At 61.5% G+C, this 12,333-nt stretch carries 13 protein-coding genes; 6 read left to right on the top strand and 7 right to left on the bottom strand.

Annotated features, from left to right (window positions below):
- Window positions 1–51 precede the first annotated feature (51 nt).
- From JOY29_RS05105 to JOY29_RS05095, 3 genes are all read left to right on the top strand, one after another.
- Window positions 52–405: a helix-turn-helix transcriptional regulator gene (locus tag JOY29_RS05105; RefSeq protein WP_300975109.1), complete on the top strand. Its 354-nt coding sequence runs from the start codon at window positions 52–54 to the stop codon at window positions 403–405.
- Window positions 402–911 carry an SRPBCC domain-containing protein gene (locus tag JOY29_RS05100; RefSeq protein WP_300975108.1) on the top strand — a complete coding sequence of 170 codons (510 nt, stop codon included), beginning with the start codon at window positions 402–404 and terminating at the stop codon, window positions 909–911. The genes JOY29_RS05105 and JOY29_RS05100 overlap by 4 nt, the downstream gene beginning before the upstream one ends.
- 639 nt (window positions 912–1,550) lie before the next feature.
- A complete protein-coding gene (locus JOY29_RS05095) occupies window positions 1,551–1,703 on the top strand; it encodes a hypothetical protein (protein ID WP_300975107.1) in 153 nt (50 codons plus the stop codon).
- A gap of 1,084 nt (window positions 1,704–2,787) precedes the next feature.
- On the opposite strand, the gene JOY29_RS05090 is transcribed toward JOY29_RS05095, so the two are convergent.
- The 4 genes from JOY29_RS05090 to JOY29_RS05075 all read right to left on the bottom strand — a co-directional run bounded on the left by JOY29_RS05090 (window position 2,788) and on the right by JOY29_RS05075 (window position 5,965).
- Window positions 2,788–3,543, bottom strand: coding sequence for a WD40 repeat domain-containing protein (locus JOY29_RS05090; protein ID WP_300975106.1), 756 nt, complete (start codon window positions 3,541–3,543; stop codon window positions 2,788–2,790).
- A 577-nt stretch (window positions 3,544–4,120) separates the two neighbouring features.
- Window positions 4,121–4,999, bottom strand: a complete 879-nt coding sequence (locus JOY29_RS05085) for a sulfotransferase (RefSeq protein WP_300975105.1) — start codon at window positions 4,997–4,999, stop codon at window positions 4,121–4,123.
- A complete protein-coding gene (locus JOY29_RS05080; RefSeq protein WP_300975104.1) occupies window positions 4,996–5,322 on the bottom strand; it encodes a hypothetical protein in 327 nt (108 codons plus the stop codon). The genes JOY29_RS05085 and JOY29_RS05080 overlap by 4 nt, the downstream gene beginning before the upstream one ends.
- Complete coding sequence (locus JOY29_RS05075; protein WP_300975103.1) at window positions 5,294–5,965, bottom strand: aspartyl/asparaginyl beta-hydroxylase domain-containing protein; 672 nt, start codon at window positions 5,963–5,965, stop codon at window positions 5,294–5,296. The genes JOY29_RS05080 and JOY29_RS05075 overlap by 29 nt, the downstream gene beginning before the upstream one ends.
- A 138-nt stretch (window positions 5,966–6,103) precedes the next feature.
- On the opposite strand from JOY29_RS05075, the gene JOY29_RS05070 reads away from it, so the two are divergent.
- A complete protein-coding gene (locus JOY29_RS05070; RefSeq protein WP_300975102.1) occupies window positions 6,104–6,688 on the top strand; it encodes a hypothetical protein in 585 nt (194 codons plus the stop codon).
- 181 nt (window positions 6,689–6,869) lie between these two features.
- Entirely contained in the window at window positions 6,870–7,910 is a 1,041-nt protein-coding gene (locus tag JOY29_RS05065; protein ID WP_300975101.1) for an SMP-30/gluconolactonase/LRE family protein, read from the top strand.
- A gap of 30 nt (window positions 7,911–7,940) precedes the next feature.
- Here JOY29_RS05065 and JOY29_RS05060 read toward each other — a convergent pair whose 3' ends face one another.
- Window positions 7,941–8,972 carry a Gfo/Idh/MocA family oxidoreductase gene (locus tag JOY29_RS05060; protein ID WP_300975100.1) on the bottom strand — a complete coding sequence of 344 codons (1,032 nt, stop codon included), beginning with the start codon at window positions 8,970–8,972 and terminating at the stop codon, window positions 7,941–7,943.
- A 401-nt stretch (window positions 8,973–9,373) separates the two neighbouring features.
- On the opposite strand from JOY29_RS05060, the gene JOY29_RS05055 reads away from it, so the two are divergent.
- Complete coding sequence (locus JOY29_RS05055) at window positions 9,374–10,663, top strand: serine hydrolase (protein WP_300975099.1); 1,290 nt, start codon at window positions 9,374–9,376, stop codon at window positions 10,661–10,663.
- Window positions 10,664–10,833: 170 nt separating this feature from the next.
- On the opposite strand, the gene JOY29_RS05050 is transcribed toward JOY29_RS05055, so the two are convergent.
- The gene (locus JOY29_RS05050) at window positions 10,834–11,157 is read right to left on the bottom strand and encodes a hypothetical protein (protein WP_300975098.1); all 324 of its coding nucleotides are present in this window, start codon (window positions 11,155–11,157) and stop codon (window positions 10,834–10,836) included.
- A gap of 690 nt (window positions 11,158–11,847) precedes the next feature.
- On the bottom strand, window positions 11,848–12,297 hold the full coding sequence (locus JOY29_RS05045) for a hypothetical protein (protein WP_300975097.1): 450 nt from the start codon (window positions 12,295–12,297) through the stop codon (window positions 11,848–11,850).
- Between the last annotated feature and the right edge of the window lie 36 nt (window positions 12,298–12,333).

Below are 12,333 nucleotides of genomic sequence, written 5' to 3'. Positions count from 1 at the left end.
ATCAACCTAGACGTTGAGGCAAGTACCTTTCTTTCTTGACCCGATGATCTGGTGGCGCAAAATGGCGGCATGCCGCATCACTCGTCGCCTCTCGATCTGGCTTTCAACGCGCTCAGCGATCCCACTCGCCGCGCAGTGATTTCGCGGCTCGCGGAAGGCGAGGTGCCGGTCACGGTGCTTGCGCAGCCGTTCGACATGGCTCTGCCATCCTTTTCTCAGCACCTGAAGGTGCTCGAGGACTCGGGTCTGATTACGAGCGAGAAGCGCGGGCGAAGCCGCTGGTGCAGGCTGGTGCGGCCACGCTTCGAAGAGGTGGCGGACTGGATGGAAACGGAACGCCGTCAGTGGGCCGAGCGGCTGGATCGCTTAGAATCCTACCTTGATGCCAAGAATGGTGAGGCATGATCACGCATGAGGCCTGGTCGCGGGATCGCGAGCTCGTCGTTGTGAGGGTGCTTTCTCATCCCCGTCACCGCGTCTTCGCAGCCTGGATGGACCCCGATGCACTAGCGGCTTGGTACGGCCCCAACAATTTAGCGATCGAGACCCATGAGGCCGATCTACGCGAGGGCGGCCACTGGCGTTTCGACATGGTCGGCACCTTCGAGGGCAGGCAACAGCGTTTTCCCAATCTGATGCGCTTCATCGAAATCGTTCCGAATGAACGGATCGTCGTGGACTATGGGACGCCGGCACCGGACGACCCCGATCGCTTCCGCATGACCGTGACCTTCGACGAACAAGCCGATGGCAAGACCGTGTTGACGTTGTGGCAGTTCCATCCCAGCCGGGAACGCCGCGATGCCGTAATCAGCTTCGGCGCAGTCGAGTACGGATTGCAAACACTCGACAGCCTAGCGGAATGGTTGAGGCGAGAAGCCGAGCGTAGCCATGAAGATAGCGGCTCATGAATAAGTGATCGTCAACGTCATGTAAGCGTGAAATGGTGGTGGAAAGCAGTCTGACGGCTTTGCAATCCGCATAGGCAAATTGCTGACGCTCGCTTGGCGATCTGACCATCTAACCTTCTGCCAACGGTAACCGCTGATGGCGTAGAACGCTTGATAGCGGTAGAGTGGACATGTGGGCAGCTTCTTCGATCCTAACGAGCGCATACGGCTAGAAGCAGATGGCTCGCGATCGAGATGAGCGCGATTTTTGCTGAAGGGAAGGTAAGCGCCGCGGAACTGCAGAAGCGGCGCAGCCTCTTCAGCGGCTTCGATCTGAGCCTCGCAAGGTTCGAAATCCGTAATCACATGCGCTGAGCCGATCTGCCACCAGCTTAGGTGCGAGCACCTCCCGACTTGGGTGTGATGCGTGATCGTCGGCTCATGGTGGGAAGCGGAACGGCCGCTGTCGGGTGAGCAAGGGCGAAGAGCCGCCATTCGTTCAAGCGGAGAGAGGCGGCGGCTCAGCGCCCTCCTCGGACGCTTGGAACTGATTGGGAGCATCCGACAATTAGGACGTTCGTTCAGCCGGGGGAGGCCCTCGTCCGGCTCGCCTGCGTGTCTGTGACTATCCAAGGTCACGGGGATGAAAGGAATGATTGTATGAAAGGCATTCTGAACCGGAGTGGCCGGCCTGTTGCCGTGCTCGACATTGAGGCTTCGGCACTGGGGACCGGAAGCTATCCCGTCGGAGTCGGGCTCGCGTTGGTTCGCGGTCCCACCAAGATCATCGGGGTTGGTGCCTCGCTGATTTGACCGACGGAAGCATGGCTTCGAAGTGGTCTGTGGTCGGACGCATCCGCAGCGGTCCACGGCATCCCGCTGGAGCTTGCGTTCACGGAGGGCCGCGAGGTGGAGCAGGTTTGCGATTGGCTCATTGCCCTGCTGGAATCGAGAACGATCGTCGCGAGTGATGCTCCACGCTACGATCAGGACTGGCTCGACACCTTGTTCAGGGCAGCAGGCCGTGAACAGCAATTCACCTTACACGACTTCGAGATCCTCACATCCGATTTCAATTCAAACCAGCATCGGCAGCTCGCCGACCTCTTCAGTCGCGCTCCTGTCCCTCATCGAGCGGGGGCCCGATGCCCTGAGGCTCGCGTCGAGGCTGATGGAGGCACACCTGGTCTATCCGCCGAGGTCCGAGCCTATCGATCCCATTGCCCATGTCTGCGCAGCGACGGCAGCCCTTCAGACAAATAATTCGCTGCCCGCGCTTATGTCTGCTTTCGACCCAAAGCGGACATTCCACCGAGCGACTGAGTTCTACTCCTTGCTGACACTCTCCTAAACCCCAATACTCGGAGGGTGAGCAGTAAACCGTGGTTCGTCTACAGGCGCGAAGGTGGTCGCATCAGATTTGCCCCCGCGACTTGGCAGGGCTGGCTGACCTTTGCCGGTGGCATCGTGACCACTGTTCTTGTGACCGTCTCAGTCATGCTAGCTAGCGGTGGTCAACCGTTCTGGGTGCGGTTCGCCTTACCGTTCCTCGTTATATCGACTGGTGTCCTTGCACTCTGTGTAGTCGCCGTTCGGAAAGGGAGACCTTCTCTATAAGGGCCGCGTCCCCTCCTTTGGTGGGTGTTCGGTCGATCACCAGTCTTGAGTTGTCGGAGGCTCGAATGGCGGTGTTTTGGAGGCCCTCATACACGCGGTTACGGGGCAAAAGACAGCAGCGGACAGCGGTCTGACGACTAGAGCCGCTGTCACTTCAGCCCCGTTCTTGATCTATCGGTCGTCTATCTCGTGAGCTGCTGAGCAAGGTCAGTAAGCCCAAGGCAGTCATAGCGGCACAGTCCACTTCCCACCCATGGCGGACATTAAGCTGCCAAGAGGATCAGGGCACTCCACGAAACTCAAGCGCAGATCCAGAACTTGCCGGAGCTGTGACGCATCGCGACCAACTCTGAGGGATCGCGTTCGCGGCAGCCTTGCTGATTGCGACGTCAGCGCCACTTGGCAGGGTTTTCGTCAGCCAAATCTGCTGACCTGACGGGCCCGCGCCACCATAGAGAAGATACTTGTCGTCACAGGAGAAGACGCCCTTGAAAGCGGCGCTTCGACCAGCAAGGCTGGGCACGATCCATTCACCGGCGGACGTGCTTCCGTCAGCAAGCGTCGTCGGCATGCGCCAGGTGCCAACGTGAGCGCTGCCATCGTCGCTGTTGTAGCTCAGCAGAAGTTCGTCACTTTTGAGCCGGGACACCTCGACTGCATCCAAGCGGCGGTGATTGAGTATCTCGATCGCTTGGCCTGGAGCCCTCAGTTCGTACAGCCTGCTGCGTTGGTCATTGGAATTGTACTGCTCAAGCAGGACCAAGCTTGCTCCGCCCCGCGCCCAAACGAAGTCCCAAGCCCAGGGACCGCGTAACCACTCGGTACTCGAGCGATCGTTCAGATCGTACACCATCAACGCTCCCCCGGTTGCAGCTCGATATGCGATGCGAGTGCCGTCAGGGGACAGGTCCACTGCCGATCCTGGATAGATGCCAGTGAGCAGGGTGGTGACGCTCGTGCGACCAAAAACACCCGAACTATTTTTGGCGTATCGAACGAGCCTCAATTCGCCAGTCCGTGAGCCGATGATGATCACTCCACTGTCGGCCGATCCCACATCGAAACCGAAGTATGAGCTTCCCGCGTCTTCATATATTCTCGAGAGATTGCTGCCGTCCCTCGCCGTGGCTACGAGTTGCGTCCCCTTGCCGTACGGCGCCCGATAGAAGATTTCCTGAGGCTGACTTCCGCTACTCTTTTGAGCACTTAGCGGAGCAGGCAAGACAAGCAGGCAAAGCAGAGCGCAGCGTCCAACGGTCATCGGCTCTCTCCCCGATCCGCAATTCGACGACTCGGCACGAAACCGAAGCTCAAGGATCAACCTAAATTAACAAAAAGTATATAGCCCCTGCAGGCAGTGCCGGAAATTTCTCGAGTCCAGCTTGGGCCCGCTTTCCATCCAAGCAGACATTTGGCCCTGGCCCGCTCCGAGGGGCTCGAACCCCCAACCTCCGGGTTCGAAGCTTGGCGTCCTATTCAGTTGAGCTAGGAGCGGTTGCTGTGGCCCAGCCACATTCGCAGTCAATGTCCGCAACGGGTGGAAGCCGGACATGGCGGAGGGTAGATGGTAAGTGGGACGACTTAGCTAAGCGGCAAGCGTGCTCAGAGCCCCGTCAGACGCGGTGGCGATCGGCGAAGGCTCGCGCCTTTTCGTCAGTGTCCTTCACGAGCGGCCACACCATCTCGATCACCTCTTCGTTCGCCCGCCATTTGTCCGGTGCAGGATCCGACACGGTAGTTCTCGATTTTGGGAGGTGGGCACCCAGCGAACGATCCCAGGAGAGGTCGAGCGATGCTGAAAGTTCTTGCATTGCGTGCTGAGGCGCAGCGATGACATTCTCGTACGTCATCGCTCGCACCTGCTGCGGAGGCAAACTGGCAAGATCGTTGATCAGGAAATCCATGGCCGTTGCCCATTGCCGGGCCACGATGTGAGGCAGTGGAAGGCCCTTGAGGTTCTCCCAGCCGGGAACGAGCAAAAGTGACCACGGATATCCGGTCCAGCCCGGCAGGCGCGGATAGGTCCGGAACATGCCGGATCGCCAAGCCTCCATCATGCTTGCGATCGTCTCGCGTGCATCCCGGTAGAGGAAGAGGAAAGTGGCATCAGGCCAAGCAGCGGCGAAGAACGGAACTCGCAGGGCATTCTTGGGCGTCTTCTCGAGCATTCTCACGCGCCCGCTAGCAGTGCGGCCATTCCGATCGTGCAATCTTTCGTAGAACGCCTGTGCCAGTAACTCGATCTGGTCAGGATCGGCGTCCGCTTCGGTCAGCCGGTTGGACGTGAACCCCCGCGCCGGCGTCGAAAAGGCGCGAATGCCCTCGATCACATTATGACTCTCCCGGCCAATAGTGAACAGGCCTGGCGACTGGGCCAGCGTTTCGAACAACAAGGTCGAGCCCGATCGCGGCGAACTCATGATGAAGACGGGCCGCTCGATCAGCGCCCGGAAGCTTCCCGCAGGCAATGTCGCGGCCAGCGATAACGTCACGAAGCGACACGGGCGGACGCCGTGGCTCCGGCTGCCGGCTCTGCCTGGATCCTAGTCACGGCGTTGGCGAAGATGAGTGCATCGAGTGCGTAAGCGAATGGTACACTGTTGGTAAGGCTAATCTGACCGGCACCGAGCGCGGCCAGATCGCCACGCGCCGTTTTGATGAGCCGGCGGTAGGCCGGCTGACCGTCCTCCCGTTCACCGAATTGCGCCCAGACCGCGTGCCAGGCCGAGATAAACCGCTCCATCCGGCTGATCACGTCGCTGGCCGGGACGCCGGCGGGCAGATGGCTAGCGAGATAATCGAGATGGCACCTCATTTCCCAAGGCGTCATTAACTGCCGGCGTGTTGACCCGCTCGAAGGAGAGGGGCGGTAGTTCTCGATTGCCCGGCATCCAGGGTTCCGATGGCGCGAGGTCACGTCCGGCTGCGTCGAGCAGCGCCCACAACTGCTCACCGCCCACAGTGTCGAGAACAAGGTGCACGCGCTTGTCCTTGCCCTTGTTCTGGACATTGTGGCGCTGGAAGGAATCGAACACCCAGCATTCTCCCGCCGCCATGTGGACGCTCTCGTCGCCGCAGGTGAAGGTGACCTGTGGGTTGGTGATCACTGGGATGTGAATCCTGATGTGGGTGCGCCAATAGTGATTGGTGTCGACATGGCCGGGGACCTCGGCCCCGGGCCCAAGGCCCATGAGCCGGCTCCGCCCCCAAACGCCGCCGAGCTCGGCCATCAGTGCGGCGATGTAGGGACAGCGCGCCAGATGCTCAGTTGGCTCCATGACGCCGCGCAACCGATCGTTGAGCCCGCCATCAGCCGCAACGAGCGGAACGGCATCATTGCCGGGAAAGCCCTGCGGATGCGGCATCCACGCTGTCGGCGGCAGGGCCGCCACTTCTGCCGTAAGTGTCTGCACACAGAAGGTGATGGGTAGTCGCAGCAGGGGCTTGCTAAATTGCATGGGCGAAGCTTCGCGGTCTTCCTCTCTGGAATCAACCGCTCTAGCGGCTAGCCGTGATACAGGACTCTCAAACGGCTGCTGTCCGCTCTGGGTGGGAAGCGGACATGCGTTCCGAACATCGTTACGGTATTGTAAGGCATGCATTGCGTCTCCCCTGCTGAAGCCTTCGAATCCTTCGATCTCTCAGACTTCTCTGTGTCCGATGAACATCGATGGTATCGAAGAGCATTAGTCCTCAAGGCTGACATTGCGAGTACGCAGACGAGGCTGGTTGCAGCTCCCCCTTCTAATGCATCGCGCCTGCCTTACTTCATCGACGCGGTAAACCGGTGGTTTCCCTCACAGACGAGGCGTCTCCTATGGATCGCCCACTGGGAGGAGAACACCCACCATTTCGGATCATCCTTCCTGACGGCTGCACGCCGTGGCTTAGGCGAAATGCGGTCGATAGATGAAGCGCCGGGCCATGTGTTCGATGCACATCCGTACGCTGAACTAGACCAACTTGAGCTAAGCCTTGAACATCAAACCGAAGCTGGCCTTTTGGCAGGTTTTCTCGGTCAATTAATCGTCACTGAATCTGATGGTTGGCTCATCGCCGATGGATGCACCGACCGGTTCGAGGTCTGGGAGGGCAACGTTCTTTTCCACTCGGCGAGTTCCGAGAGGATTGCCGATGCCCGAGTCATCATCAAGGCTTTTGATTGCGGTGAAATGAGATGATCTGATTGTCAGCAATGGGTCGAAGGCGGACATTCGCCCGCATGCCTGGACGGGCAACAGTAGTCGCCATCTGTCGGGGAGGTTGCGAGTCATAAGGCTTGCCCTCGTCCAGTTAATCCGATCAACCGGCAACGGCGGCCAAGTACCTTCTCACACCACCCTTCAGGCAGTGCAAAGTGGCATGACAAGTCGAACAGTTCTTGGTCTCTTCATCCCGCTGGCCTTGGTCGCCGCGACAAGCTGGGCGGCCACGACTCCATCGCCCAGCATCCCTGCAGTTCAGCGGCTCGAGCCCCAGACGAGCAAGCTCGTGCCGCAGGGGGCGGCCGTGCAGGTGCTGGCAAGCGGGTTTCGCTGGAGCGAAGGACCGGTGTGGATCGCCAAGGGCGACTACCTCCTTTTCAGCGACGTGCCCGCGAACCGCATCTACCGTTGGACATCTGCCGGGGGTGCGGCACTCTTCCTCCATCCGTCGGGTGGAACGGCTTCGAGCGGATTTCGGGAGGCGGGTTCCAACGGGCTCAAGCCTGGCGGTCCGGGAGCCATCCTGCTGGCCGATCAGGGCAATCGCGCCATTGCCGTGCTCGACCTCAGGACCAAGGCGAAACGCCTTCTGAGCACCCGTTACAACGGACGGAAGTTCAACTCGCCCAACGATCTTGCGGTGGCGCGCGACGGATCGGTCTGGTTTACCGATCCGCCCTATGGCCTCGAAGGGCTGGATTCGTCGCCGCTGAAAGAGCAGTCCGTCAACGGAGTGTACCGGCGGTCACCCGATGGCAGCGTGCGCCTGGTGGAAGACAGGCTAAGCTTCCCCAACGGGATTGCCTTCTCGCCGGACGGAAGGACCTTGTACGTGTCCAACTCCGACCCGGCCCAGGCCGTCATTCTGGCCTTCGATGTTGCCGCGAATGGGACAGTGTCCCGGCGCCGCGTCTTCGCGGACATGGGGGCCCTCGCCGCCAGCGGACTGCCGGGCCTGCCCGACGGCATGGCGGTCGACGAGCATGGCAACCTCTGGGCGACCGGCCCCGGCGGGGTGCACATCCTCGCCCCCGACGGGCGGCGGCTGGGGCTTATCTCCACCGGCGCGGCCGTTTCCAACTGCACCTTCGGCGGAGCGGATGGGCGAACCCTGTTCATGACCTCGAGCGACAAGCTTGCCGCCATACGCACCCGCGTTCGCGGCGCGCCCCATCGCTCCCCGAGGTTCGCGCGATAGGACGGCCGGAGGCGGTGCGGCCGAAGCGGATCAGCTCCTCAGGCTGCCATCGCCGTTCAACCTTATCGCACGGTCGGCCGCCGCGGAGGCATAGATGGCCTCGATCAAGCGCAGGTCGCGAAGGCCCATCTCGCCCGGGGTCCTGATCGGGCTGTTGTCCCGGATGGCATCGGCGAAGTGATCGAGCTGGCCGGCAAACTGGAGGGTCGGATCGCCCATGTCGAACGCACGGCCATCGCGGCCTTCCAGCCGCATCTTCTGGCCGGAATAGTTGGTGGCTGGATCCATGATCAGCGTTCCCGACGTGCCGCGAACTTCGGCGAAGTTAGCGCCAGCGGAATCATAGGACGTGGCGAGTTGCGCCATGGCGCCGGACGGAAAACGGAGCTGCGAGGCGACGCTTGCGTAGATTTCGGCGAAGCGTGGATCGCCCTCCGGGCGGAAGACGGTTGCGCTCACCGTCTCGGGCATCTCACCGGTGAGGTAGAGCGCCGCCTGGAGACCATAGATGCCGAGATCCTCGAGCGGACCGCCGCCGGCCAGGGCGCGACTCGCGCGCCAGTTCTCGCGGGGAGTGGTCGGCCCCATGCGATAGGATTGCACGCTGTGCAGCATCCTGACGCGCCCGGCCGCACCCTGGCTCATCAACTCCATCGCTTTGCGATTGTGCGGCTCGAAGTGCGATCGGTAGGCGATCATCAGCTTGCGCCCGGCCCGGCGCCCGGCCGCGATCATGTGCTCGCACTCGGCGCTGGAGAGCGCCATCGGCTTTTCGCACAGGACGTGCTTGCCCGCGGCGAACGCCCGGACTGCCCATTCGGCATGAAGACCGCTCGGCAGCACGATGTAGACGGCGTCGATCCGGCGATCGGAAGCGATCTTCCCGAAATCCTCGTAGGAGTAGCGAGCGTTCCTGGGGATGCCGTAGGCGTCGCCGACCTGGCCGAGCTTGTCGGCGTTGCCGGAGACGAGGGCGGCGATGTGGGCTCGCCTCGATTGCGCGAAGCGCGGCATCATCTGCTTCAGCGCATAATCCCCGAGGCCGACGATCGCGAAACCCACGCTATCGGCTCCCCTTCGTGCCGGCGGACTTCCAGGAAGCTCCACACCATTGGGCATCTTCTGACCTGCAGCGCGTACAGTCACCCGTGATTGCGCCAGCCCGGGTCCGGCAGATAGTCCAAGAGCCAACGACACCGCCGTCGCCCCGCCCCCGACTTCCAGAAAGCTTCGCCGTGAGATGCTCTGGCCGTTCATGCATGCCCTCCGTGTCGCCATCGAAGCCTTGTTCTCCGCAGGAGGCGGCCGAAGGGCGCTACCCTGCGGACGATGGTAGCGCTAACCTCAGCCAAGAAGGACGCGTATGGCAATGGCCTTTCTGCAGGCTCGGGAGGGAACGCGCTTGAAGAAGCAGGTTATCGGTGCACGGGAGCAGAGCTTCGGCGAGAGGGGAGAAAGCGACGATGTTTAGGGCGCTGACATGCGGCTTGGGGGCACTGTTCCTGGCCTCGGCCATTCCCGCGGATGCCGCCCCTCAAGAGCGCTCCACGGCGGCCTCCACGACCTTTCAGATCAACAAGCCGAGGATCGATCGCTCACTCGCCGGCATGGTGACCAGCGGCCGGGTCGCGGGTGTGTCCGCGCTGATCTGGCAGAACGGACGTGAGGTCTACTTTGCCACCGCCGGCAGTGCCGACCTCGAGGCAGGTCGCGCGATGCGGCGCGACACGCTGTTCCAGATCTACTCCATGACAAAGCCAGTCACCGGCGTTGCCCTTATGCAATTGTGGGAACAGGGAAGGTTCGGCCTCGACGATCCGCTGGCGCGCTACCTTCCGGAGTTTGCGCAGACCAAGGTGTTCGAAGGCGTCGATGGCAGGGCAAGCCCCATCCTGGTCTCGCCCGAGCGCCCGATCCTCATCAGGGACGTTCTCCGTCACACTGCCGGCTTCGGGTACGGGTCTGGCGACAGCTATCCGGAGCGCGAGTGGGCCCGGCTGGATCCGCTCAATCCCGGTCATGACTTAAGCGAGCTCGGCCGCCGCTTGGCACAGGTCCCCCTTCTCTTCCACCCCGGCAGGCGCTGGCATTACAGCGCGGCCGTCGACGTGCAGGCGCTCCTGGTGGAGAGGCTCACGGGAGTCCCCTTCGAGCAATTTGTGCGGGAACATATCTTCACGCCGCTCGGAATGAAGGACAGCGCCTGGACTCAGCCGCAGGAGCGCCTTCCCCGGCTTGCGACCATGTATGAGACGATCCCTGACGGAAGGCTCCAGCGAAGCTCGGAGCAGGAACAGCGCGGCCTGAATTTCGATCCTGGTCGGAAGCTCACCATGGGAGGTGCCGGTATCGCCTCCACGGCAGACGATTACATGCGCTTCGCGCGAATGCTGCTCAACGACGGCACTCTTGACGGCGTTCGCATTCTCAAGCGGTCAACGGTCAGGCTGATGGCCACCGATCAGCTCGATCCTCGCGTGACGGAGCGGTCGTGGCTTCCGAGCAAAGGCCAGGGCGGCTTCGGCATCGACTTCTTTGTGCGGACGGCACCGCCGCTGGACGCAGGCGAGAATCGCGGGGCCACCGGAGAATTCTTCTGGGACGGGAGAGCATCGACCCTCTTCTGGGTCGATCCCGTCAACAAGCTCACCGCAGTGTTCCTCGTGCAGCGACTACCCTTCGACGGCACCCTTCACCATGACTTCCGACGTGCCGTCTACGGCGACAATTATCTGGGCCCTAAGGTGCAGTGATCGCCCTTAGTCATGCAAGCGCCAGGCTGGCCGCCGTTCGATCAAGGTAAACTCAGGTCCGCGGCCACAAGTCCGGTGCCGCATCGACTCCAGCGAACGCTGCACGCTTCATTCCGGAAGGTGTGAAATACAGACGTTCGGCCTGAATGTCCGCGATGGGTGGAAAGCAGTCATTGAGTGAACGCGGCCAGTGCCTTTTTGGCGACGCTGCGAACGTCATTCCATCGAGGGTCGGACCAGAGCGCCTCACGCTTCCAGAAGTCGGCGTGTGATTGGCCACTCCACTGTTTGAGTATTGCGTCGAGGGGCAGCGCGGCGTCACGTTGCCAAGGCGTCAGCTCGCCTGCATCAATCATGTGTCCCGCTGCATGGAAAGTGTCATCAAACTCTAGGGCGAGTTCGTCATTGCTACAACTGGCCGCGCTAAGTCCGCCCGTCAGGGGGGCATGTATGTGGTCAAGATAAGTCGCCTGTTCGTCGGCAGATGCCGCCAAGTTCGCGATGGCTCCTCGCAACTGCTCATACCTGCTCGGCACTACTCTAAGTTACCGCGCTCGCTAATGTCCGCAATGGGTCGGAAGCAGACATTCGCCCGACCGATGAACCGGCGGCCGCTTCCTGCTCTAAGCAGCGAAGTTTGGCTGGTCCCCTAACGACCACTGCCGGAACTGTTGGTCTCGATGCCCCAGCCTCCCGGACTGGAAAGCAACTTCCGACGCCGCTTCAGACGAAGTCGGCCAGTTCGAATGTCTTGTCGGCTTTCTCGCCGGACCGAGAGATCGAAAGCACAACCCTTTGCCGGCCGGTCCTTCGATCGCCCGCAGCACTTCGGCACGACTACCCTGAACCCGGTCGCCAGCCCGGATTCCGGCCCGAGCCGCCGGACTTCCGGTGCCGACGTCGGCGACGATCGAAGCTCCGCCCTGCTCGTCGAGCCACAGACCGGACCGATTGTAATCGTCCATCAGTGGTCGCGCCACGGCGTGCCTCTGCACCCGGAGCGACCGACTAGAGACTTGGGTCGAGAGTCTGAAATTGCTAATCAATTTGATCCCGATGATGCCGTCTTCGCCCTGCATGATGCCATCTCGGCGTAGGAGAATAACCGGCCGCTCGAAGCGATGGTCGCCGAAGCTAATGTTTTGCGCTCTTAGCTGGCGAATGTCGCAAGGTTGGTGCGGCGGTCACAGACCTCGCGCGACGGTGACACCCGCAAGGGCTGCCATGATCGAAGCGCACGGCGGGCCGCGGAAGACCTGACCCGGTTCGAAGGTGAACAGTCCGTCCGGCCGCAGAGAGTAGCCGATCGTCGTCACCCCGCTCATCATCGCGACCTCGATTTGAACGAACCACTGATCGCCGATTTGCAGGGGCTGGACGAAGCGGACCGGGACTTCTTCCGACTTCGGTTGGCCTGGAGCGTCAGTCCGAAGCAGAGGGGCGCCGCGGTCACCGAGCTTACTGGTCGCACCGACCCGCTCGTCAAGATCGGTACGGATGCTCTCCGGAAGTTTCGCTATTCGATCAGCAAAGGCGATGGCATTCACCTCACGAGCGCAGTTCGGCTCGGCTCCAGTCGGCGCTGGATAGATGCCGGCCGTCGAAAGAGCCGCAAACAAGACACTCGCGAACATCAAGAAATGCCTCGCAAACCCGCACAGCGTATCGCA

Source organism: Sphingomonas sp. LHG3406-1 (assembly GCF_029637485.1).
In the GTDB taxonomy this organism is placed as follows: domain Bacteria; phylum Pseudomonadota; class Alphaproteobacteria; order Sphingomonadales; family Sphingomonadaceae; genus Sphingomicrobium.
The sequence above is the reverse complement of the archived record's forward strand: the minus strand, read 5'-3'. Positions and strand labels throughout refer to the sequence as shown.

Coding starts and splice junctions, on each gene's coding strand:
- JOY29_RS05100 (WP_300975108.1), top strand. CDS start 402: ATGATCACGCATGAGGCCTGGTCGCGGGATCGCGAGCTCGTCGTTGTG.
- JOY29_RS05095 (WP_300975107.1), top strand. CDS start 1,551: ATGAAAGGCATTCTGAACCGGAGTGGCCGGCCTGTTGCCGTGCTCGAC.
- JOY29_RS05080 (WP_300975104.1), bottom strand. CDS start 5,322: ATGAGGTGCCATCTCGATTATCTCGCTAGCCATCTGCCCGCCGGCGTC.
- JOY29_RS05075 (WP_300975103.1), bottom strand. CDS start 5,965: ATGCAATTTAGCAAGCCCCTGCTGCGACTACCCATCACCTTCTGTGTG.
- JOY29_RS05070 (WP_300975102.1), top strand. CDS start 6,104: ATGCATTGCGTCTCCCCTGCTGAAGCCTTCGAATCCTTCGATCTCTCA.
- JOY29_RS05065 (WP_300975101.1), top strand. CDS start 6,870: ATGACAAGTCGAACAGTTCTTGGTCTCTTCATCCCGCTGGCCTTGGTC.
- JOY29_RS05055 (WP_300975099.1), top strand. CDS start 9,374: ATGTTTAGGGCGCTGACATGCGGCTTGGGGGCACTGTTCCTGGCCTCG.
- JOY29_RS05045 (WP_300975097.1), bottom strand. CDS start 12,297: ATGTTCGCGAGTGTCTTGTTTGCGGCTCTTTCGACGGCCGGCATCTAT.